Annotated in this window: 14 protein-coding genes and 6 tRNA genes; 8 read left to right on the top strand and 12 right to left on the bottom strand. The window is 48.4% G+C overall.

Annotated features, from left to right (window positions below):
* Positions 1–79 precede the first annotated feature (79 nt).
* Positions 80–859 (bottom strand): toxin-antitoxin system YwqK family antitoxin, encoded by a 780-nt coding sequence (locus AABK39_RS12780; RefSeq protein ID WP_338391738.1) that lies wholly within the window; start codon positions 857–859, stop codon positions 80–82.
* A gap of 258 nt (positions 860–1,117) precedes the next feature.
* Between AABK39_RS12780 and AABK39_RS12775 the strand changes: the two genes are divergently transcribed.
* Positions 1,118–3,172 (top strand): LamG domain-containing protein, encoded by a 2,055-nt coding sequence (locus AABK39_RS12775; RefSeq protein WP_338391737.1) that lies wholly within the window; start codon positions 1,118–1,120, stop codon positions 3,170–3,172.
* Positions 3,173–3,189: 17 nt separating this feature from the next.
* On the opposite strand, the gene AABK39_RS12770 is transcribed toward AABK39_RS12775, so the two are convergent.
* Both AABK39_RS12770 and AABK39_RS12765 read right to left on the bottom strand, forming a co-directional pair.
* Entirely contained in the window at positions 3,190–3,939 is a 750-nt protein-coding gene (locus tag AABK39_RS12770) for a LytR/AlgR family response regulator transcription factor (protein ID WP_338391736.1), read from the bottom strand.
* A gap of 95 nt (positions 3,940–4,034) precedes the next feature.
* On the bottom strand, positions 4,035–5,105 hold the full coding sequence (locus AABK39_RS12765; RefSeq protein WP_338391735.1) for a sensor histidine kinase: 1,071 nt from the start codon (positions 5,103–5,105) through the stop codon (positions 4,035–4,037).
* A 222-nt stretch (positions 5,106–5,327) separates the two neighbouring features.
* On the opposite strand from AABK39_RS12765, the gene AABK39_RS12760 reads away from it, so the two are divergent.
* Both AABK39_RS12760 and AABK39_RS12755 read left to right on the top strand, forming a co-directional pair.
* A complete protein-coding gene (locus tag AABK39_RS12760) occupies positions 5,328–7,628 on the top strand; it encodes a TonB-dependent receptor domain-containing protein (RefSeq protein ID WP_338391734.1) in 2,301 nt (766 codons plus the stop codon).
* A gap of 55 nt (positions 7,629–7,683) precedes the next feature.
* Positions 7,684–8,076, top strand: coding sequence for a DUF2147 domain-containing protein (locus AABK39_RS12755; protein ID WP_338391733.1), 393 nt, complete (start codon positions 7,684–7,686; stop codon positions 8,074–8,076).
* Between the two features lie 118 nt (positions 8,077–8,194).
* Here AABK39_RS12755 and AABK39_RS12750 read toward each other — a convergent pair whose 3' ends face one another.
* Together AABK39_RS12750 and AABK39_RS12745 are read right to left on the bottom strand one after the other, a co-directional pair.
* Positions 8,195–9,622: a sulfatase gene (locus AABK39_RS12750; protein WP_338391732.1), complete on the bottom strand. Its 1,428-nt coding sequence runs from the start codon at positions 9,620–9,622 to the stop codon at positions 8,195–8,197.
* Positions 9,623–9,745: 123 nt separating this feature from the next.
* The gene (locus tag AABK39_RS12745; RefSeq protein WP_338391731.1) at positions 9,746–11,188 is read right to left on the bottom strand and encodes an alpha-L-fucosidase; all 1,443 of its coding nucleotides are present in this window, start codon (positions 11,186–11,188) and stop codon (positions 9,746–9,748) included.
* A gap of 193 nt (positions 11,189–11,381) precedes the next feature.
* Between AABK39_RS12745 and AABK39_RS12740 the strand changes: the two genes are divergently transcribed.
* Positions 11,382–14,114, top strand: coding sequence for a two-component regulator propeller domain-containing protein (locus AABK39_RS12740; RefSeq protein WP_338391730.1), 2,733 nt, complete (start codon positions 11,382–11,384; stop codon positions 14,112–14,114).
* Positions 14,115–14,526: 412 nt separating this feature from the next.
* Here the strand turns inward: AABK39_RS12740 and AABK39_RS12735 are convergent, their stop codons facing one another.
* Positions 14,527–16,812 (bottom strand): glycoside hydrolase family 3 N-terminal domain-containing protein, encoded by a 2,286-nt coding sequence (locus tag AABK39_RS12735; RefSeq protein ID WP_338391729.1) that lies wholly within the window; start codon positions 16,810–16,812, stop codon positions 14,527–14,529.
* Between the two features lie 278 nt (positions 16,813–17,090).
* Between AABK39_RS12735 and AABK39_RS12730 the strand changes: the two genes are divergently transcribed.
* The gene (locus tag AABK39_RS12730; protein ID WP_338391728.1) at positions 17,091–18,740 is read left to right on the top strand and encodes a sulfatase family protein; all 1,650 of its coding nucleotides are present in this window, start codon (positions 17,091–17,093) and stop codon (positions 18,738–18,740) included.
* A gap of 100 nt (positions 18,741–18,840) precedes the next feature.
* Complete coding sequence (locus tag AABK39_RS12725; RefSeq protein ID WP_338391727.1) at positions 18,841–19,521, top strand: SIR2 family NAD-dependent protein deacylase; 681 nt, start codon at positions 18,841–18,843, stop codon at positions 19,519–19,521.
* A gap of 254 nt (positions 19,522–19,775) precedes the next feature.
* Here the strand turns inward: AABK39_RS12725 and AABK39_RS12720 are convergent.
* From AABK39_RS12720 to AABK39_RS12695, 6 genes are all read right to left on the bottom strand, one after another.
* Positions 19,776–19,849: transfer RNA gene (locus tag AABK39_RS12720), tRNA-Met, on the bottom strand.
* A gap of 20 nt (positions 19,850–19,869) precedes the next feature.
* A tRNA-Met gene (locus AABK39_RS12715) sits at positions 19,870–19,943 on the bottom strand.
* Positions 19,944–19,962: 19 nt separating this feature from the next.
* Positions 19,963–20,036, bottom strand: a tRNA-Met gene (locus AABK39_RS12710).
* Positions 20,037–20,055: 19 nt separating this feature from the next.
* Positions 20,056–20,129, bottom strand: a tRNA-Met gene (locus tag AABK39_RS12705).
* 19 nt (positions 20,130–20,148) lie between these two features.
* Positions 20,149–20,222 (bottom strand) — tRNA-Met (locus AABK39_RS12700).
* Between the two features lie 19 nt (positions 20,223–20,241).
* Positions 20,242–20,315 (bottom strand) — tRNA-Met (locus AABK39_RS12695).
* 291 nt (positions 20,316–20,606) lie between these two features.
* On the opposite strand from AABK39_RS12695, the gene AABK39_RS12690 reads away from it, so the two are divergent.
* The gene (locus tag AABK39_RS12690; RefSeq protein ID WP_338391726.1) at positions 20,607–22,343 is read left to right on the top strand and encodes an LptF/LptG family permease; all 1,737 of its coding nucleotides are present in this window, start codon (positions 20,607–20,609) and stop codon (positions 22,341–22,343) included.
* Positions 22,344–22,475: 132 nt separating this feature from the next.
* Positions 22,476–22,751: a 30S ribosomal protein S15 gene (gene rpsO / locus AABK39_RS12685; RefSeq protein WP_338391725.1), complete on the top strand. Its 276-nt coding sequence runs from the start codon at positions 22,476–22,478 to the stop codon at positions 22,749–22,751.
* The last annotated feature ends 7 nt before the right edge of the window (positions 22,752–22,758 follow it).

Below are 22,758 nucleotides of genomic sequence, written 5' to 3'. Positions count from 1 at the left end.
CTGTAAATCGATTGACTGCAATAAAAAACGCTCCGCCGTGTATTGGCGGAGCGTTTTAATTTCTTCCGTTTTCTAAAGACTAAAAATTGCTTGCCTTCAGGCGGTATTTGCGCGAATCGAGACGAGGATTGCCCATGCGGGTGCTATATTCTACCACTACGTCGAGCAATTCGTTTACTTCTTTGTTCTTAGGAATCGTAACGTCGAAAGTGGCGATGCCGCCTACTACGGTTACGTCTTTAACCTGAGATTTTTTCGGGTTTACGTGATCGGCGCCTTTGAGCTTGCCAACGTATACCTTGAACTTTTTACGGGGCTGGCTTAGCTTGATATGCAGGGAGTAAGTGTTGTTGCTGGCCAGATTGTTTTCAGGAGTGATAACGATTTTCGGGAACTTGGTTCTTTCTTTTCCCGTAGTCATAAACTCCTTGGTTCCGAACTTCAGGAACCCTTCATGGTAGTTCATTTCGGCCAACATCTTGCCGTCACGCCCGTAAGTTTTGCGAGGTCCGTGCTTTTTGCCGTTGTTGAATGTGGTCAGGCGGTAGAGCTTTCCGTTTTGGTGAAACCACTTCGAGTCGCCGTGCTTTACGTTGTTGAAGTAGTCGATTTCGGTCTTGACTTTGCCGTCGGCATAGTAAGTTTTCGCCTTGCCGTGTTTTTTCCCGTGGTTGTAATTTACGGTAGACTTGAGGGTCTTGCCGTCCGGGGCCATGATTTTCCTTAGCCCGTGCTTACGGCCTTTTTCGTCCACGGTAGCGGTCTTGGCCTCTTTTTTTTCTTTGGACTTTGAGGGACCTTGACAAGCCGAAAAAAAGAGGGCGGGAGACAACGCCAAAATAAGTAAGTACTTTTTCATGAAAATAAAAGCTAAATAAGTAGGTGAAAAATTTACTGTTCCAATATAGTAAACAGACTTGTAAAAAAAGCCAGTATAGTATTATTTGGATGTCGGTGACGTTCTCGGAGAAAAGAAAAGGCATGACCCGGAGGCGTTTTGTATACTCGGAGCTGTTTACTCGCTAGTCATTTTTTTGTTATTTTTGAGTATACGCCGGGGCGGTCCCGGCTATGGGTCCCTTTTGGGTAATGGGTTAGCGTGAATATGCGGTATCTTTTGTCAATAGTTTTTTTGGTTCTAGTAGGCGCCGTTTCTGGCTTTGGGCAGACTCGTCCCACCGAGGTATATGACCCGGTTTTGGGAGAGAAATGTTTTGAGTTTGATGGTGACAAAGACCTTATAATTACTGATACTGTACTGGTTTCCGGGGACTTTTCCCTGAACGTTTGGTTTAATCCGTCCGATTTGAACGGGTCGGACCGGACTCTCCTTTCGTTTAAAGACCAATTTTTTGTTAATACCCGGAGAGTGGGCCGTTTTCTGGAACTTTCTAATATGGGAAGAAGCCACAGGCTTTGCGAGAGCGTGATTTTGGTTGAGGGGCAATGGCAGATGCTGACGCTGGTTTACATTTCCAGAATGAAGACTTTCCGCATTTATGTGGATGGCGAACGGGTGGCTTCCGAGAAATACGAATTTCTGTTTAAAGGCGGGTGGAAAAACGAACGGGACGGATGGAAAACCTTGGTGGCTGGCTCCTGCTTTTGGGCCGGGAATTTCAAAGGAAGGATGCAATTGCCGGAATATAGGCGAAGAGCGTATCTTGACGAAGAAGTGAAAGAGCTGTATCGGGCCAAAACGCTGAATATAGATTTGGCCTCGGATCTCCAATTTTTTATGCATTTGGAGTCAGACAAAGACTTTTTGGACCGCACTGAGCACGAAGGTGTTGAGGTGATCGAAGACGAGGGGCGTTTGGCTCTCAGTTTTGATGGAGACAGCAGTTTTGTCCAGGCGGGGAAAGTCCCGGTGAAAAACGCTATGACAATCAGCGCTTGGGTCAAATTTTCCGGGCTTAAATTCGATAACGCGGGTCTGGTGGATCTGGAAAGTTGCGTGGGGTTTAGAGGGCATCGGGGCAATAGCATGAAGTTTACCGTAGCGCAATTGGGTGATTTGTGGTCGGAAGAAATGCCTCTTGAAGAAGATCGGTGGACGCATTTGTCGGTGGCGTTTTCTGAGCGGGATTCCGTACGGTTTTTCCTGAACGGCGAATTCATAAGCCAACATAAGGTGGACAAGTTCTGGTTTCAGCCCGAACATAATCTAGTGTTGGGAACCGACTTTTGGAGATATTATTTCCGAGGAAAAATGCGGGACGTAGGCTATTGGACCCGGAAACTGAGCGACAGCGAGATCAAACGTATTTATTTTGAAACCGATTCTGTAGCTACGCAATTGGCTAAGGCGGTAGGCCAAGGCAAAATGAATTCGGCCAAAGAAGAGAAAAGCGGTAACGGGTATTGGTGGTTGCTTCTTTTGGTGCCTGTTACAGGATGGATCATTTATTCGAAAAAGCGAAAACGTGAGGTAGTAGCCCATTCGAAATTAAAACCTATCGTCGCCTCCGAGGAAATTCAGAGCTATACTTTGCCCGAACGTAACGCGCTGTTTTTGTTCGGGAAATTCGCCCTATTGGATGACAAAGGGGAGGATGTTTCAGGAAAATTTACCCCGAAATTGCGGGAGATTTTCTTGTTGATTCTTATCCGGACCATCCGTGGCGAATATATTACTTCCAAAGAATTAAACGAGGCGTTTTGGGAAGGGTACGGAGCCGACCGGGCAAAGAATAACCGCAGTGTTTCCATTAAAAAAATCCGAAGCGTATTGGATGACGTGGAGGGCGTGGAATTGATTAACGATCAGAAGAAATTCTGGAAACTGGTTTTCGATGATGGTTTCTTTGTGGATTTCGCCAGTTTGTACGATAGTTTTTCCAAAAAAGAAATTCCGGACGAAATAGGTTTAGCGGTTTTGGACAGAGGAATTTTTCTGGAAGCGGAAAACCATGAATGTTTTGACCGGATAAAAGCTTGGCTGGACGATTCCGTATTGGGGTTGTTCGATATATTCGCATCCCGACAAACGGAGTTGCCGGAAGCCTTTTTGCGTTTGGTTCTTCGGCGCGATCCGGCCAATGTCAAAGCTTACGAAGTCTTATTGAACCGTATGGAAGATTCGGGAAGAAGAGTGGAGGCCTCGCGTTTGAAAAAAGCATTTCACGCCGATTACGAACGGATTTTCGGAACCGAATACGCCGAAGGATAAACGTTTTTCTTTTTTGATTAACAACGATCTCCTTTTTCGAAAATACCCAAGACTTTTGACCTGAAACTGGCGCCGACGGGCACGGAATGATCGCCTACCGTAAGCTCGTTGCCGTAAAGGCTTTGGATATGCCTGATCGAAACTACAAACGATTTGTGTGTACGGACAAATTGGTTTTCCGGTAATCGGTCTTCCAGTTTTTTGAGAGAGGCTAAGGCGGTGATATCGCCGTTTACGGTATGAAAAACTACGTACTCCTTTAGGCTTTCCAGATAAAGAATGTCCTCGTAATGGATTTTGTAATGGCGGTGATTGGCTTTTACCGAAATATATTCCGGATTCGAAAAAACGTATGGGTATTTCTTTTCATTGCCCGCTTCGGGCGTTTCCTTCTCTTCGTTTTTATTTTTCAGTATCTGGATAACCTTGTTGACCGTTTGCATAAACCTCGGGAATACTATGGGCTTAAGGAGATAATCAACTACGCCTAATTCAAAACCTTTGACAGCGTATTCCGAATACGCCGTGGTAAATACGGTTAATGGTTTTACGCTTAACGATTCGAGGAATTCTACGCCCGTAAGGTGAGGCATCTGGATATCGAGAAACATAAGGTCGACCTGTTCCCGGTTAAGGAATTCGAGCGCTTCCAAAGCGTTTTTGAAATTGCCCACCAGTTCCAGTTGCGGTGTTTTTTCGATATACTCCACAAGCAAAACGCGCAAAAGGCGTTCGTCTTCCACTACTATGGTTTTTATCTTATCCATAAGCCAAGCGTAATGCGTAATTCGGTTAAGCTTTTAATCCACGAACGAATATCCGTTAAAACAAAATGGGTTTTTTTGGTCTATGACCTTGTTTTTTAAGTCAGTTTCAAAGCGAGAACCGTACGGTGGACATTTCCTTTCTGATTATTGAAAAACGAATATCGGTCCGGATAACGGAGCTCTAAGCGGTGTTCGATATTTTGATTTCCTATTCCCGGTTCGCCTTTCCTTTTCGGGGATTCATAAACACTGTTTACGGTTTCGAAATTAAGACTGCCGTTTTCTTCACTCATTTTAATATGGATAAAAGCGTCGTCGCGACTATCTATTCCGCTATGTTTGAAAGCGTTTTCAACCAACGGTTCCAAAAGCATCGGTTCTATTTTCGTTTCGGGATTATTCAGGCTGTATTCGAAGGTTACCCGTTCGGGGTTGTCCAGCCGTAGTAATTGGAAATCGATAAAACTTTTAAGGTAAACCAATTCCTTTTCAAGCGTTACTTCCTTTTCCTTGCATTCGTAAATCAGATACCGGAGCATATCGGAGAGCTTGGCGATATTATCCGGTAAGCCTTCCATTTTCATATAACTCATACTGTGGAGGCTTCCCAAAGCGTTAAAAAGGAAATGCGGATTGATTTGCGCTTTTAGGTATTTTAATTCGGCCTGCATTTTGGCTTCGGCCATATTTTTACGGGCTTGTTCACGTTGTCTATCGTATCGGTTCTGTTCATTCAGAATACTTACCAATAAAACCACCAGTAGCGATGCCGTTATAAAACTGGAACCGAACATGAGTTCGTAAAAATCTTCGAATGTAAATTCCGGTGTTTCGTCCCAAGCTTCTATTTGGCTATAAAGCTGATCTGTATCCACAAACTTGAAGGCGAATTCGTAACCTATATAGTCCAGAATTAGAAGCACTATAAAGGTTAGCCCAAGATAAATAGCATACTTGCCGAGCAATTTTTTCTCACGTAAAAGAAAACGAGGCATTAAGACTCGTTTGTTGAGCTGATAAACGGAAAACAGCAAGGTTAACTCGGTAATGGCGCGTACAATGGCGTAATCTGTACCCACCCAAGCTACAGAACTATAAAGCGTAGCGAAAAGCCCGAGCCAAATAAGCGAGAGGCCTGCGTTTCGTTTTATTTTTTTCCAATGCATAATTCTCTTTTCGGATTTGCCGTAATGGTAGGGGCTACAGCTCAAAAAAAGAAAAATTTTCCACGAACCGCCTCTCGGGTAGTATAAACTGGGAAAAACAGCCTATAAAAACGGTTTTTGGCCCTATCAACGTTTTTGTATAGGCTTTCTCGCCATGTGTGGAAAAAAATTCACGGCTTGTTTCGGCTATCATACTTTAGCCGAAAACCAAAGCCCGATTTTATGAGAAGAATAGCGATGCTGTTACTGATGTACGTTTTTTCCTTGGCCATACCGGCCTTGGCTCAGGAAAAATACGGAGTAAAAGGAACGATAAAAGATAAAGACGGAAACGGTCAGCCTTTTTGTAATGTGGTGTTAAAAGACAACACCGGGAAATTTCTGAAAGGAACGGTTACCGATACTAAAGGAGCTTTTCGGATAGAGATTTTAAAAAAAGGAAAATACAAAGTAGAGATAACCTTGGTCGGTTTCGAAAAAACGGAAAAGGAAGTGGACTTGAATACTTCCGGGCTTAAAGATTTGGGAAATATTAAGCTTGAGGAGGCGTCGAAAATGCTGGAATCCGTGGAGGTGACGGCTAGGCGAAAAGCCATAGAACATAGCCCTGGAATGCAGGCGATAAACGTTTCTCCGGAATTGGCCAGTATGGGCGGAAGTGTCGGCAAGCTTTTACGGGCGATTCCTTCGGTGGAGGTTTCTCCTAAAGGAAACGTTCAGGTGCGCGGTAGCGGAAATGTTTTGTTTTTAATCGACGGAAAGAAATCCGTTTTGGGTATGAACCCGAAACAGTTGATGAAAATACTTCCCGTTTCCTCGATTGAACGGATTGAGGTTATCACGTCGCCCCCTCCAAAATACGATGGCGAAGGCGCTGACGCTATTATCAATATCATTCTTAAAAAAGGAACGATGGACGGTTTTATGCTTAGCGCCGGCGGGTCTTGGGTTCCGAATCCGAAGATGTTGGGCGCCGGAGCTATGGCCGGATATAAAAAAGGGAAATGGAATTTTACGGGAACGGTAGGCTATTATGAGGAAAACTTCCCGATGGAAGTGGAAAACGAGCGTAGCGATTCGGAAACGGAAAAAACGACGCTGAAGCAAAAAGGGGATGGAGATACGAAAGGAAACGGCTATTACGCGGCGGCCAGCGCCGAATACTCTTTTGACGATAAACAGGATCTGACTTTCGAAATAGGCCATACGGATTTTGGCGGAAGCTCTGACAGTAAACAGAAAAACACTTTTGGGAATGAATCCGATAAAACCGACCTGAAAACGGAAGACACTTACGATTTCCGGGCTACGGATATTTCATTGGTTTATACGAATGAAATCAGTAAAGCGAAAAGCTTAGAGGTAAAAGCCAACAGTTCTGTCGGGTATGATAAAAACCGGAGCGATATTATAGAATCTGGATCAGGTAAGGAAACTAGATCTTCGAATCCGGGCGAATCGAAATACGCTATTTATGATCTGAAAGTTGATTATACGGATTCTATCGGTTCGAAGCTCCGATTGGAGACAGGGGCTTCGAGCAGTATTCTTCGTTTTACCGTAGACCAAAATAACGAACGCTTTGAGGCGAGTTCGAAATACAAATTTCTGCAACAGCAATACGCCGGATACGCTATGGCGAAAATCGGTTTCGGGAAATTCATGCTTGGCGCCGGCGGTCGTTTGCAGTATTTCCGAAACGACGGTACGGAGAAAATAAAGAACTCGGATATCAAGCAAGAGTATTTCAATCCATTGCCCAACCTTTTATTGCAATACAATTTTTCGGAAACAGAACCCTACCATACGATATCGTTGGTGTATAACAAAAAGGTTAACTGGCCGGGATACGAACAGCTGGATCCCGCCTTGCAGATTCACGATCCGTATAACGTAGAACGCGGTAATCCGGACCTGAAACCCGAGAAAGTAGATAATATGGAGGTTTTCCATGAGATCAGAACCGGAGCATGGCGATTGTCTTCGACGGTTTTTGGCAGGCGAACGAAAGACGTTATTCAGAGGACGGTTACGCTGAAGGATAAAGTGACACATGCTAGCTACGCCAATTATTCCGAATCGCATTCTTTGGGTTTTGATTCCCAATTGGAATGGGAACCGAATGATTATTTGGAAATGAGTATCGGTTTTTTGGGAATGAAAAATTGGTATGCCAAACCATCCGACAAAACTACGGAATACAACGCTACGGGGCTTTATTGGAATACCAAAGGCAACTTGACGGTACACACCGGAAAAGGCCCGAGTGTCGGTTTACGTTGGCAGTATTTCGGAAAAGAAGTGGAGGCGTTCGCCTCGCGTAAGCCGTATTCGAAATTCGATGTGAGCGTAACGCAAGAAATTCTTCAGGGCATGATTACGCTTGGTCTTAACGGCGAAGATCTTTTTAACACGGCACAGTCCGAAACTTGGGTATCGAACGGTCCGGGTTTTAATACTGCCACAAATTGGAAAACCTTTTCGCGGAGTGTTTCGATTTCAATGTATATCAATTTGAATTAAAGGGAATAAGAATGGGCGGGAACGCTAAAGCCTGCCATCATTTAAAAAATAAGCTATGAAAACAATGAGGAATTTCTTGAGCGTGTTTTTCGTTTTATTCGCAAGTGTGTCATTTGCGGGAAATCCGAAATCAAAAGGAATAGCGGGGCAGTGGGATATAAAAGGCCAAAACTATACGGCGATATACCAAATGGACGCTTACCGGGGAAAATATTACGGGCGTTTGATCGAATACACGCAGGCTGGAAAAACTATCAAAGGAGGAAAAGAGGATTACTTTATTAGTGATGTTCAAAAGTCCAAAGGTGGAGGCTTCATTGGAAAGTTCTATACGCCTGACGGGAAAGAGCATAAGTTTACCCTAACTTGGAAATCGGACACGGAATTGGAAGCCAAAATCGATATTGGTGGAAAGATAAGCGTGGAGCAATGGACAAAACGTAAATAAATATTAGCTGTAATTATCCGGAATATCCGGACGTTTCTAAACAGAAAAAGGCCTCCAATCGCAGTTGTGCGAGGGAGGCCTTTTTCAATTTCCGACAGATGCTTTCGTAAATCGGGTTTTAGATTTCGGTCTGCGGCTTAGGCATTTTCGATCCGGTTTTCACCAACATCTTGTCCAGTTTTTTCTGAAGCTTCTTCACCATATCCGGACGGCTTTCGGCCAAGTTTTTCGTTTCGCCGATATCGTCTTTCAAGTTGTACAGTTCAGCGAAATCCCCGTCGTAATAACGGATCATCTTCCAGTCGCCTTCGCGGATGATGCTGTACGGATTCACCTTTTTATAATTGCGGTAATGCGGGAAATGCCACAGCAGGCTTCTTTTCGCTATGTTTTTGTTTTTGAAAAGAATAGGGCTGAGGTCCGTTCCGTCCGTTTTCTTGTAATTCACGTCCGTGATTTCGCAGATAGTTGGGAAGAAATCCACGCTGCTGACGGGAATATCCGAAGTGCCGGGTTCAATGGTGCCGGGCCAGTGAAACACCAAAGGCTCTCGGATTCCGCCTTCGTACGGCATCCCTTTTCCGCCACGGAGCGGGCTGTTGTCGGTGTAGGCGGTGTGGCCTCCGTTGTCAGAGAAGAATACGATCATCGTATTGTCGGCGATTCCCAGTTCGTCGAGCGTGTCCATAATCCGGCCGACGGCTTGGTCTACGGTCCGTATCATACTGGCGTATTTCGGAAGCCTCTGTTTGCCCACCGGCGTTTTGCCTTTGAAGTACTCAATGTCTTCAGGCTTGGCCTGGATCGGATCATGAACGGCGTAGTGCCACATATTCAGGAAGAACGGGCCGTTCTTGTGTTTTTTGATGAAATCGATAGCCTCGTCGCTTTCGCGGTCGGTGAGGTATTCGCCTTTTTTTCGCGGCGTAATCGTCGGGATCGGTTTGCCCTCGTTTATATACGGGTCAAAGTAACTTCTGGTGTGTCCCAATTCCGCTCCGGCGATGTTGATGTCGAAGCCTTGGTGTTGCGGAAGCCATTCTTCGCCACCAAGGTGCCATTTGCCTATATGCGCCGTGGTGTAGCCTGCGCTTTTCAGCTGTTCGGCCATGGTTACTTCTTCCTGCGGTAGGAACATTCCGTTCTTTGGCGTGGCAAGCGGTTTTCCTTTCGGCGTATCGAAACCTACCGGCTGTTTGCGGTTGGCAGGGATAACGCCACCGTCGCGTTTGGCCCGGATCCAGTCCGTGATGCCCAAGCGCGAAGGGTATTTTCCCGTCAAGATCGAAGCCCGGGTAGGGGAGCAGACGGCGCAGGCCGCGTAGGCGTCGGTGAAGACTTTACCTTGCTTGGCCAAGCGGTCGATGTTCGGAGTCTCGTAATATTTACTGCCCATAAAACCCAGATCGGACCAACCGAGGTCATCAACCAGGATAAAAACGATATTCGGTTTGGGCGTGCCTTTGCTTTTCGCTTCCGAAGCCAATCCGGAGCAGATCAGCCAAAGCGCCAGAAAAAATCGAGTGACTTTCGCTCTGTTTAACATGAATCGTATAGGTTTTTGATATCAAAAATTCTTTTTCTTAAAACGGACAAAAGGAGCGGGAAAAAGCCCGCTTGGACTTTCCCGCTCCATATATTTCATTGTCGCCCGGCTGTGCGGGTATTTTTATTTTTTCGCTGTCGCGGTTTCCGGTTTAGCCAAATCCCGAAGGTAGTCCTCCACATTGAAGGCCGAAAATTCGCTGATTATCGGTGTGGCGGCGTATTCCGGAAAGCGGATCCGGAAACGGTCGGCCGTTACGTTGTCAAAACCGTGGATACGTTTGTTGCCGATCGAGCTTCCTTCCCCGATTGTTTTCCAACGGCCGTTTACCCGGGCCTCGATTTTGTATTCCCGGACCCTTTGGCCTTGGGCTATATCCTCTTTGATGACTAAACAGTTGGCCGTCGTCGGCTTATTCAGCTTCAGGTAAAGCGTTTTTCCCTCTCCTTCGGTTTTGGCTATCGCTTCGCCGAAGTTTTTCCGGATTGCGTCTCCGGTTTCCGCAAGCCTTTTGGCGTCCACTTCTGGAATCAGTCCGTCGGGATCGGGAGTCAGGCCCAAGATCAGCGTCGAGTTTCTGCCCGTGGAGCGCACGTACATTTTCATCAGGTCTTTGACCGGATAAACGTGCTCCTCGTCGCCAGGCTCCCAGAACCATTCGTGACGCCCTTTGTATCCGCGTAGCGGAGCGTCCGACATGGCGGGCATCCAGTATTTTCCGTCGGCCGTGCCGTGTTTTATCAGGCGGTAATTATCCGACCGCGTTTCGTACGGACGCCAGGCTGGGTGCGGAAACGTAGACCAGCACGGGTAAGGAACGGTTCCGGATTCCGATCCGCCCCAGCGGGCGTCGGCCACTTGCAGGTTGTGGTAAAACAGGCAGTCCGGCTGTAGCTTCCGGATAATCGGGTACACGTCCGGGCCACCCTGTTCCGGGCCGTAGGCGCCACCGTCAAACCAAATCTCGTATAAGTCGCCGTATCGGGTGCAGAGTTCGGTTACCATGCGCTCCACTACGGAGTTGTAATGTTTCTGTCTGTTTTTGCTGAAGGCCTTGTCGCCTTGCGTCTGGAAATTGTGGATTCCGTAGAAGGAATTCCATCGGATACCGATATAAAAACCCGGTTTTACGCCGTATTTACGGCACGACTCCACAAAGTCTTTGGCGATATCGGCTTTGCCGTCGCGCCACTTTACCGCCTTGAGGCAATACGGATTCACGTCCGATTGGTAAAGGGCGAATCCCGTCTCGTGCGTCACCGTCAGTATGGCGAATTTGGCGCCCATTGCTTTGGCCGAGCGTACCCACTGGTCGGTATCGAGTTTTTCGGGATTGAAAATATTGTAGTCCGTAATAGGAGTGATCCTGTTGCGGTGTTGCGCGTATTTTTTATTGTCGAACACGTGGAGGTCGTAATGGAAAACCACTCCGAGCTCGTCATTTTGCCAAGCCAATTGTTGGGGCAGGGGTTTCGGCAGATTATTGCCCTGTCCTTTTTTCTGGGCGCAAGCCAATATCTGCGCGCTTAGAAAAAGTGCAAAAAGAATGATCTTGGTTTTGGTCATAGCCACAAAAGCGTTTGTCGGTGATTGGAAAAAAGCTCGTCAGCTTGGCGATTAATACCGGCATCATAGCGAAAGCTCAGCCTTCGCTTTTACAATTATAGGCGGTAAGCGGGCTTAGGCGGGTTTGATTTCGAATCCTAGAGGTTTGTTTTTCGTTCAAAATGCTTTTATTGCGGTATTAAAGCGGATTTTTATGGAAGTGTCAGCCTTGCGTCGGATTTGTTTTTGGATTGCCCTGTGCCTTCCCCTTTTCGGATGGGGACAAGGCGGTGCGCTCCGTTTCGATCGTTTGGGCGTAAGGGAAGGGCTTTCCAATAACACCGTCTTCGATTTTGCGGAGTCCGAATCCGGTTATGTTTGGATAGGGACGAATGACGGACTGAACGGATTTGATGGTAAAACATGTAAAAAGTACAAAATAAATCCCGGCGGAGACTGGTCCGGCGGGCGCGTCATCAATCTGGAAGTTACCGAAGGCGAAATCGTTTGGGCCGTAGTGTCGGGCAGGGGACTTTGGCGGGGAAATCCTTCCGGGAAATTCGTTCGGCAAGTTTGGCTCGATTCCCTAGATCTCGGTTTCGGAGCGATGCGGGCCGATACTTTGGGAAACCTTTGGCTGGTGGGGCGAAATGGTCTTTGCCGGTTTCCCGCTGGCGGACATTCGCCCGAAATAATCAACACCGAGGTAGCGGGCGATAAACTGGCGCTGGATAATGCCGGCGGAATCTGGGGAAGTCGGGACTCTCGCGTTTGGCGCTTGGATTTGGCTACGGATTCGGTTAGGTATTTTTCTTCCCTAAAAAATCTGGGTGGAAGAATCAGGGGCTTGGCCCTTTCTGGCGATAGCGTTCTGTGGGTGGGCCTTAACGGCGTGGGCGTTGCCAAAGTGGACGTAAGGAAAGACCGGCTGTTACGGCTTTTTTCCCGATCGAACGGCGATTTTCATAACGATGAGGTGCAAAGCCTGACCGTTGACGCCCGTGGCCGGCTTTGGGTGGGCAATTCCACCAACGGAGGCCTTTATTATCTGTCCGGCGACGAAATGATTCCCGTACGCCATCGCCCCGGTTACGATTATAGCGTCAGCAACGACGGCGTTTACGTGATCCGGCCAATGCGCAACGGCGACATCTGGGCGGGGACTTATGGCGGAGGAACCAATCACCTCAATCTTTCTAAAAATCGCTTCGGACATTTCCGCTTTTCTGGTGGCGAGGCCGATCCGGTGCGCAATAACACCGCCCGTTCGGCTTTTGAAGACAGTCAGGGCCATTTGTGGCTCGGCACCAAAAAGGGAGTGACCAGAATAACGGCCGACGGCCAAGTGTTGGAGAGTTTCGCCGTGCCCGAATTGCGCCAGCCCGTGGTATTGTCGGTTGGCGAGGATTCGGACGGCTGTTTTTGGTTCGGGACTTTTAGGGGCGGACTTCACCGCTGGAATCCCGTTACCCGATCCATCAAAAACTTTTACAAAGGCGAAGGCGACAGCGGATTTCCGGGCACGAACGTTTACTCCATTTTCAATGACAGTGAAAATCGTCTCTGGATCGGTTCCATAGGCGAAAAACTGGCGAGATACGATAAGGAATCCGGGAAATTCGTGACATATCCGGTCCACAATATCGGAACGGTGACCGAGGATTCATCGGGAGATGTTTGGTTTGGGGGATATGGCCAGATTTTTCGTTTGCGAAAGAATTCCGACAAAATAGAGTTGGTGTTGGACGGGAGCAAAGGACTTGGCGGTACTTGGATTCATTCCATGACCGAAAATATGAACGGCGGAATCGCCTTCACTATGGAAGGTCACGGATTTTACGTTTATAAGGACGGAAAACTCCGCAATATCAACAAGAAGCAAGGCTTGCCGAGCGATTTGGTTTATGGTGTGGAAGTGGACCGTTCGGGGAATTATTGGGTGGCGACCTCCGCCGGGCTGACTTGCCTTGATTCGGCTTTGGCGGTACGCCGAACGTTTCGTGAGGGCGACGGCCTGCCTACCAACGAGTTTACTTATAACGCCTCTTTGGCCACGCGTTCGGGGCGGATGCTGTTCGGTAGCCAAAATGGCTTCGCCTATTTCTCTCCCGACTCCGTTTTGGCCGGGCTACGCTTGCCCGCCGTCACCTCGGTGCGGGTTCTGGACGGCGGAACGGAATACGCGCTTCCCTTAGGCGACACATTACGGCTTACGGCCGGCGCGGGGCGTTTGTCTTGGTCCGTCTCCGATTTTTTATCCGAATCCGGACGCCAATCCTTTTGTGTTTTTTCCAAAAATGGAAAGGCGGATACTTTACAGACTGTTACGGACGGATACTTGGACTTTTCGGGCTTGGAGCCGGGCCTTTATTCCGTCGGAATATATACAGGGCGCGGGGGCGAGTTTGCCCAAGCCTCGTTTAGCCTGATCGTTCCCGGCGCTGGCGGAGTATCCGTTTGGCTTTGGGTTTCGGGCGGGGTATTATCGGTTGTGGTCTTTTTGTTTTTTTGGAATAAAAAGAAAAATAGAAAAGTAGACCCCGTTCCTGCCGAACATGAAGAAGAAAAACAGGAACCGAAAGTGCTTGATTGGGAAGACAGCGTTTTGAAAAAGCGTTTGGACAAGATATTGGGCGACAGGCTTTCGGATTTGGAGTTCAACGTCGAGGCTTTGGCCCGTGAGCTGGGCATGAGCCGTCCTGTTTTGTACCGAAAAGTGAAAGCCGGGGCGGGTTGTTCCGTAAAAGCTTACTGGCAGGATTTCCGACTGGGCAAAGCGGCCGAATTTTTAAAGAATGGCGATGCGGGTGTCTCGCAAGTGGCCGAGGCCGTAGGTTTTGGCGATGCCAAACACTTCAGCGTGGTGTTCAAAGCCAAATTTGGCGTCTCGCCGGGCAAATACCGCGATTCGTTTGCTGGCCATAAGGTTGACGGGCAAAAGGCGTAAGCCATAAGATTGTAGTCTTCTCCAATCCATACGATATAATTGATTAATCGGACTGGTGATTTACCCGATCGGACTGCCCAAAAGGCAAATCGGACTGGTATTTTACCCGATCGGACTGCCCGAAAGGCCAATCGGACTGGTATTTTACCCGATCGGACTGCCCGAAAGGCCAATCGGACTGGTATTTTACCCGATCGGACTGCTCAAAAGGTCAATCGGACTGGTATTTTACCCGATCGGACTACTCAAAAGGCCAATCGGACTGCCTTAATTGTTGATAGTCTCAGCTTTACGCCTGTCTGTTCTTGACGGATTAGCTTTATACTTAGGCGATATAGAAGAGTGCGCAAAAAAAACAGGGCTTGGTCAATTTCCAAGCCCTGTTTCTGATTAAGTGTGTTATTGATATTAGTTATTCAACTGTCGTCATCCTTTTGATATTGTCCAAACCAAGCACAATATCAAACTCGCCGGGTTCTATCACTTTTTTCATGTCCAGATCCAGCATCTCGAAGCGTTCCGGCACGATGCTCATCTCCACTTTCTTGGATTCGCCCGCTTTTAGGCTGACGCGTTTAAATGCGGCGAGTTCCTTGACGGGGCGAGTTACGCTGGCGTACTTGTCGGTCATAAACGCCAGTACCATTTCGTCGCCGTCCATCTTGCCGGCGTTCTTGAGCGTGAAGCTGAAGCGCAAAGTGTCGCCGGCTTTGATCTTGGCCGGGATCTTCAGGTCCGAATACTCGAAATTCGTGTAGCTGAGGCCGAATCCGAACGGGAACATCGGCTCGCGTTTGGCAAATTTGAACTTGCCACGGCTATAAAGCGACGGTTTGTGATTGTAAAAGCTCTGCGTATGCCCCGCGCTTTGCGGGAAGGTGATCGGCAGGCGCCCGGACGGGTTGTTTAGGCCGAAAAGCGTCTCGGCTACGGCCTGCCCGCCGAGCATTCCGGGTTCCCAAGCCTCCAAGATCGCGTCGGCGTTCTCCACGGTCCAAGGCGAGGCGATCGGTCCGCCGTTTACGTAAACCACCACCAGTTTTTTACCCGATGTTTTGATCGCTTTCAGCAAATCGAGTTGAGTGCCCGGCAATTCCAGCGAGGCGCGGTCGATGTTTTCGCCCGAAGTCTTGTGACGGCTGTCACGGAGTGAATTCTCACCTACTACGGCTATCACCAAATCGGCTTTTTGCGCTTTGCGTTTCGCTGTCGCAATATTCTTGGCGTCGATAACGGCGTTTTCCCCGCAGTCATAATTATCGATCACCGATCCTTTAGGTGCGAATTCGGCTATGCCTTCGGCTACCGTTACGATATTCTCGGGCTTTTGTCTTTTTGCCCAATCTCCCAATATCGCTTGGCTGTTGGCGTGCGGTCCGGTGACGAGTATCTTGAGTGGTTTGTCGCCCAAAGGCAAAGTTTCGCCATCGTTTTTCAGCAAAACCATCGAGCGTTTGGCGCTTTCAAGAGCCAAGGCCTTATGTTCCTTCGTGCGGAGTTTTTTGTCGATATTCTTGGCGTCGGTAGCAGTGTTTTCGAAAAGTCCGAGCCTGAATTTGGCTTCAAGGATAGTTTTGGCCGCGTCGTCGATGCGCGATTCCGGAATCAGGCCTTCTTTCACCGCCGCTTCGATATTGTCGAGGAAATGCATGCCGTGCATATGGACATCCACGCCCGCCAATACCGATTTTACGTAAGCTTCCTTACGGTCCTTGGCGATATGGTGGACGTTTTCGAGTTTCTCCATATCCATCCAGTCACTTACTATAAAGCCGTTGAAGCCCCAGCGGTCGCGCAATACGCCGTTGAGCAATTGGCCGTGGGCGTGGCATGGCACACCGTTGATCTCGTTGTGGGCGGGCATTACGGTAAACACGCCTTGGTTTACGTTGTCGACGAACGGCGGGTAAAACACTTCTTCCAGCGAACGCTCCGAAACATCGGAAGGGGCGGCGTTGAGTCCGCCCTGCGGCACGCCTCCGGCCACTAGGTGTTTGGCGCAGGCCAGTACTTTGTCATCGCCCGAAAGCTCGTCGCCTTGGTAGCCTTTTACCATGGCCTTTCCGATTTCGGTGATCAGCAACGGGTCCTCGCCAAAAGTCTCGCCGATACGTCCCCAGCGGGCGTCGCGGACCACTTCTATATTGGGCGAAAAGGTCCAATGGTAGCCCGTAGCCCTCATCTCTTCGGCAGTATAGCGGGCCATGCGCTCGGCGGCCTCAATATCGAAAGAGGCGGCCAACCCTATGGATGTCGGGTAAATGGTAGTGCTGTGCTGGGTCATGCCGTGGCCGTGAATAGCATCGGTCGAGATCAGCAACGGAATGCCGAGCCGTGATTTCTTCGCCAATTTCTGAAGGAATCCGGCGGTGTTGGCGTCTTTGACTTTAATAAAAGAGCCTACGAGGCCTTCGGAGATCAGTTGGCCGAGTTCGTTATTCTTGAGCGTGTAATCCACGAAGTCGTCAGCGGTGCTAGTGAGTGTGTCGGTCGGTGGTTTTACGCCGTCGGAGACATACATGCACATTTGCCCTATCTTTTCGCGGAGCGTCATTTGCGAAAGCAGGATTTCGGCCCTTTTGGCGGGAGCCAAATCGGTATCATTGTAATCTTCCGGTTGCTCTTTTTTGCCGGAACAAGCGACTCCGATTGACAGTGCCAATGTCAGTTGGAGTAATCTGAAAAATTTTCGTGTCATGCCTAAAATAGAAATGTATAAGTCCTAATGAGTGCGAATATAGCCTGTTTCGAGCGTTTTTGTCCCCAAAGGTACGGTAAGAGGACGGTGTGAGAGGTGTAAGCGAGTCAAACGCATATGTGGGGTGGATGTGCCGTGGTGTGTTCGCAATTTATAAGCATTGTGTTTTTGTTGAACAGTTGCATATTTGTTCGGGAGAGATGAATGAAAAGCTTGTCCTAAGCCGGAATCATTAGGTAAATTGGAAGTGAAGGGAAATTTAAAATCTATTTTTGCTTATGAAACGCGTATCCAGGCTTTTGTGCCAATGGGCTGGCGTCGGGTTGGCTTTGGGGGCCTGTTCCTCAAAAGATAACCGTCAGGCCGAAGAGGTGACGAAGAAGAAGCCGAACATCCTTTTTATCATGTCCGACGACCACGCCTACCAGGCCGTGAGCGCTTACGGGCACGGAATCAACAAGACTCCGAATATTGACCGGATTGCCGACGAAGGCGCCATTTTCAACAATAGTTTCGTAACGAATTCTATCTGCGGACCCAGCCGGGCCGTGATGCTTACGGGCAAATACAGCCACCAAAACGGTTTTTACGCAAACTACGTGTCGGTGTTTGACGGCAAGCAACAGACGCTCCCGAAAATATTGAAAGGGGCGGGCTACACCACCGCCGTAGTGGGCAAGTGGCACTTGGGTTCTGATCCGACGGGCTTCGATTACTGGAATATCCTCTCGGGCGCCGGCGGACAGGGCGACTACTACAACCCCGACTTTAACGAGATGGGGAAAGAGAAGATTATCGACGGCTATGTAACCGATATTACCACGGACTTGGCGCTTAATTGGCTCGAAAAGCGTGATCAGGAAAAGCCGTTTATGCTGATGCTCCACCAGAAGGCTCCGCACCGTAACTGGATGCCGAGGTTGGATCAATTAGGTAAGATTAAGGAAGGTTCGGCTAAATTGCCGTCCAACTTCCATGACGACTACGAAGGCCGTGGACGCGCGGCTCGTGAAGGTCAGATGGAAATCAAGTCCATCATGCGTTGGGGACACGACATGAAATTCACCACGCAACCGAACGGCGAGCCTTGTCGTCCGGATTTTATCCGGGAGCTTAATCGCATGAAGCCTGAGGAAAGGGCCAAGTGGGACGAGTATTACACCCCAATTATGGAAGGTTTCAACAAGAAACCTCTTGAGGGCAAAGCCTTGGCCGAGTGGAAATTCCAGCGTTATATGCACGATTACCTGAACACGGTCACTACTGTGGACGAAAACGTGGGTCGTGTGCTGGATTATCTCGACAAAAAAGGCCTTTCGGATAATACTATCGTAGTTTATACTTCCGACCAAGGATTCTACCTTGGCGAGCACGGCTGGTTCGACAAACGCTTTATGTACGAGCAGTCTTTGCGTATGCCTTTGATGGTTCGTTACCCGAAACACATCAAGCCGGGAACCAAAGTTGATGATATGGTTATGAACCTCGACTTCATGCCTACGTTCCTCGATTACGCCGGAGTCGATGTTCCTTCGGATGTTCAGGGCGCGTCGTTCAAGCAAGTGGTGGAGGGCAAAACGCCTAAGACTTGGAGAAAGTCGATTTACTATCACTACTACCATTATCCGGGCACTCACATGGTGAAGCGCCACTACGGCGTTCGTACCGACCGTTACAAGCTGATCCGCTTCTACCACGACAACGACGAGTGGGAGATGTACGATCTTGAGAAAGATCCTCAGGAAATGACCAGCGTGTACGGCGATCCGGCTTACGCCGAAGTGCAGGCCGAGATGATGAAAGTTTTGGCAGAGAACCAAAAGAAATACGGCGATGACGAGCAGACGTCGAAGCGTCTTTTTGACCAAGAGCAGATCAACCACACCGAGCGTGTGAAAAAGCTTCACGCTGACGCTAAAAAGAAATAAGCGCTTGCAAACGAAGTGACGGCTTCGTTACTTAAAGGGCGGGACTCCGATGGGGTTCCGCCTTTTTCTTTGTTAAGCATTTTCTGAACTCCGATAACCAATGAGAAAATTAGTAGTCTTGACTGGCGCAGGTATAAGCGCCGAAAGCGGTATTCCCACTTTCCGGGCTTCGGATGGCCTTTGGGAAGGCCATGACGTGATGGAAGTCGCCAGCCCCGAAGGCTGGGCCCGTAACCCGGAGCTTGTGCTGAACTTTTATAACGAACGCAGAAAAGCCGCTCGCGAAGCCGAACCGAACGACGGCCACCTTTATCTAAAAAAGCTGGAAGAGCTTTTTGACGTGACCGTAGTGACGCAAAACGTGGACAATCTGCATGAAAAAGCGGGCAGTTCGAACGTGATTCACCTTCACGGTTCGCTTTTCGAATCGAGAAGCGAAGCGGATGAAAGTCTGGTTTACCCTTCGGAAGATGTGGTGGAACTAGGCGACACATGCGAGCGCGGTCATCAGCTCCGTCCCAATATCGTATGGTTTGGCGAGGCGGTACCGATGATGGAGAAAGCGATTGAGGAAGCGAGCCGAGCCGACGTGTTTTTGGTGGTGGGCACATCCCTGCAAGTCTATCCGGCGGCGGGCTTAGTGGATTACGTTCCCCATGATTGCGAAATCTACCACGTTGATCCGAAAAGCGAAACGAACGCCCGTGTGCCTTCCCGTGTGCGAATGATCAGGGAAAAGGCGAGTCTGGGAGTGAAGATGGTTTATCAGGAACTGTCGTAAGTGATTTTTTGGTTGTCCCATTCGAAAATGGGTATAATGAGCAAAGGGCTTCTGTACGGAGCCCTTTGTTTGTATTCGAAGATGTTAGTTGATCGACTTACGAGGATTATCGATTCTTTGAGTAGGATAAACAAGATCGATATCTCTTGAGAAATTAAATAAAGGTAGGATTGGCCTTAATATAAAAGGCGTAAGAAAACTGTAATAGGCAAGTCGAAAAGGTATTATGAACAGAAATGAGTTTGAAAAGAAAGTGGCGAGAACGAGAGTTGAACTCGTGACCTCCGGGTTATGAATCCGACGCTCTAACCAACTGAGCTACCTCGCCAAAAGGTGTTTTAAAGAAAGTGGCGAGAACGAGAGTTGAACTCGTGACCTCCGGGTTATGAATCCGACGCTCTAACCAACTGAGCTACCTCGCCAAAAGGTGTTTTAAGAAAGTGGCGAGAACGAGAGTTGAACTCGTGACCTCCGGGTTATGAATCCGACGCTCTAACCAACTGAGCTACCTCGCCAAAAGGTGTTTTAAGAAAGTGGCGAGAACGAGAGTTGAACTCGTGACCTCCGGGTTATGAATCCGACGCTCTAACCAACTGAGCTACCTCGCCAAAAGGTGTTTTAAGAAAGTGGCGAGAACGAGAGTTGAACTCGTGACCTCCGGGTTATGAATCCGACGCTCTAACCAACTGAGCTACCTCGCCAAAAGGTGTTTTAAGAAAGTGGCGAGAACGAGAGTTGAACTCGTGACCTCCGGGTTATGAATCCGACGCTCTAACCAACTGAGCTACCTCGCCAAAACGGAATGCAAATGTAATGGATCGAGGTGAAAAATCAAGGGCGGAAAGCCGAAAAAATCCCTGCGGAGACGGCTTGCGGAGCTAATCCTTTGTGAATGCCGAGGTTACGGGACGTATTTTTTTACATAATTTCACGTCCCTTCCGAAATGCGGGCCGGCTCACCGGCGTTATTCTTAAAGTGACATTCGCAAGACCATTCCGCAGATGCCGCTTCCGTTGCGCTTCCTCGCGGATTTGTTTATCTTGCGCCGAGTTTTCCAACCGATCCACCGATCACGGGATATTATATGAAAAAAATAGACAAATTGGTCCTGTGGGCCTTTATAAAGCCCTTTTTTCTGACCTTTTTTATTGTCCTGTTCATCTTGTTGATGCAGTTTCTGCTACGCTATTTCGACGATTTGGTGGGCAAGGACCTGGGCTTTGCCGTGATATCGGAACTGGTGGTGTATATGGCGGTGTTCCTTTCGCCGCAGGCGTTTCCGCTTTCTATCCTGTTGGCCTCGCTGATGACTTACGGTAATTTGGGTGAGCATTTCGAGCTTACGGCCGTCAAGGCCGCCGGTGTTTCGCTTATCCGTACTTTGCGGCCCATATTTGTGTTCGCGATATTGCTTTCCACCTTCGCTTTCTACGTCAACGGGTTTGTGGTGCCGGCCGTGAACCTTCGCTTTTTCCGTTTGCTTTACGATGTCAAACAGAAGAAAGCCGCCATGCAGATTCCGCCGGGTGTATTCTACAATGACCTTAAAAACTATAGTATAAAAATCGGTAGCCGTACGGAAGAGGGGATTCTTCATGATGTGTTGATCTATGACCATTCCAGCACGCCCTCGTCCAACAAGAGTCTGACATTGGCTGATTCCGGCAAAATGTACACGGTGGCTTCCGGAAGTTCCTTGGTTTTCGAACTTTATAGCGGTAATGTTTATGACGAAAAACCGCTGAAGAACTCGGGACGGAAACGCAGTTATGGCAAAAAGAAACTGCCGCTTACCCATGCTGAATTCGATACGCTTAAAATGATCGTGGATTTGTCTTCGTTGGCCTTGGGTAATACCGATGAAAAGGCTTTCCAAGGTCACCGGATGACTTTGGCTTTGCCGGCGCTTTCCGCCCAGATCGATTCTCTTAGGGAAGATGCGGGGGATAAAGTGTATATGAATTTCCGGAAGGTGAAAACCTATTTTAATTACCATTTGAAAGGTGGGGTTGAGATTCCCGAAAGGTTCCTGAAAGCCCATGAGGCTGTTCTTGAGCGAAGGCGGAGAAGAAGTCGTAAATCGGCGAAAGATTTGGGTGAAGAGTTCGCCAAAGACCAAATGGCAGTGGATTCTCTGGAAAAATTGGCGCGCAGAGGTTCCCTGGCCGACAGTGCGAAAATAAAGTCCTTGGAGAAGACCTTGCGTACCGATGCCAAAATAGAGGATACGGCCATTGCGTCTACATTGCCGAAAGATACGGTAGTCGAAGAGGCGCAGAAATATATTGTTCCGCTGGATACTTCGCTGGCTTATTTGGCCAAAGTTGACGCCTCGATAATCAAGCGTAAGCGGGAAAAACAAGCCTATGATTACGCCAAAGGGCAGGTAAGTAATATAAAAAGTACACTTTCCGGGGAAGAAGTGCTCTTTAAAAGCCGTCGAAGGACGTTGGCTAAGGCCGAGATCGAGCGTATGAAACGCTATGCTGGGGCTTTCGCTTGCCTGATTATGTTTTTGGTGGGGGCGCCGTTGGGTTCCATTATCAAAAAAGGCGGGTTGGGCGTGCCTGTGCTGGTGTCGATTATATTCTTCATTTTCTATTACGTGATTTCCTCTTCGGGGGAAAGGATGGCCCGGGCCGGAACCATTTCTCCTTGGCTTGGCGTATGGATGGCCAATATGGCGCTGTTGCCAGTCGGGCTGTTTTTCCTTCGCCAAGCGAAAAACGACGCGAGGCTGTTCGATTCGGACTTCTATATCGTGGTGTTTAACCGGGTTAAGGACCGGTTCTTCAAAAAAAAGAAAAAAGCGAAGGCCTAAAGGGCGGACTTTAGGGCCCGGAAGCCATATAAGTTGTTCGGCCTGAAACAAAAACAATGGTGAGTTTGGTTGTCAGTGCTGAAAAGGCTAACTTTGTGCCTTTGCAATCAATATTTCTAATTAATACTAGCTATGTATTTATCAAAAGAGAAGAAAGCTGAGCTTTTTGAGAATCATGGTCGGTTGAAGGCGAAAGTGGACACAGGTTCGCCGGAGTCACAAATCGCGTTGTTTTCGTTCAGAATCAACCACTTGACCGAGCACCTCAAGACTAACAAAAAAGACCACTCTACACGTCTTGGTCTTTTGAAACTTGTTGGTAAGCGCCGTAAGTTGCTCAACTACTTGCAGAAAGTTGACGTTGAGCGTTACAGAGCGATTATCAAGGAACTTGGCATTAGAAAATAATTGTCGT

Origin of the sequence: Fulvitalea axinellae (assembly GCF_036492835.1) — a bacterium.
GTDB classification, from domain to species: domain Bacteria; phylum Bacteroidota; class Bacteroidia; order Cytophagales; family Cyclobacteriaceae; genus Fulvitalea; species Fulvitalea axinellae.
The sequence above is the reverse complement of the archived record's forward strand: the minus strand, read 5'-3'. Positions and strand labels throughout refer to the sequence as shown.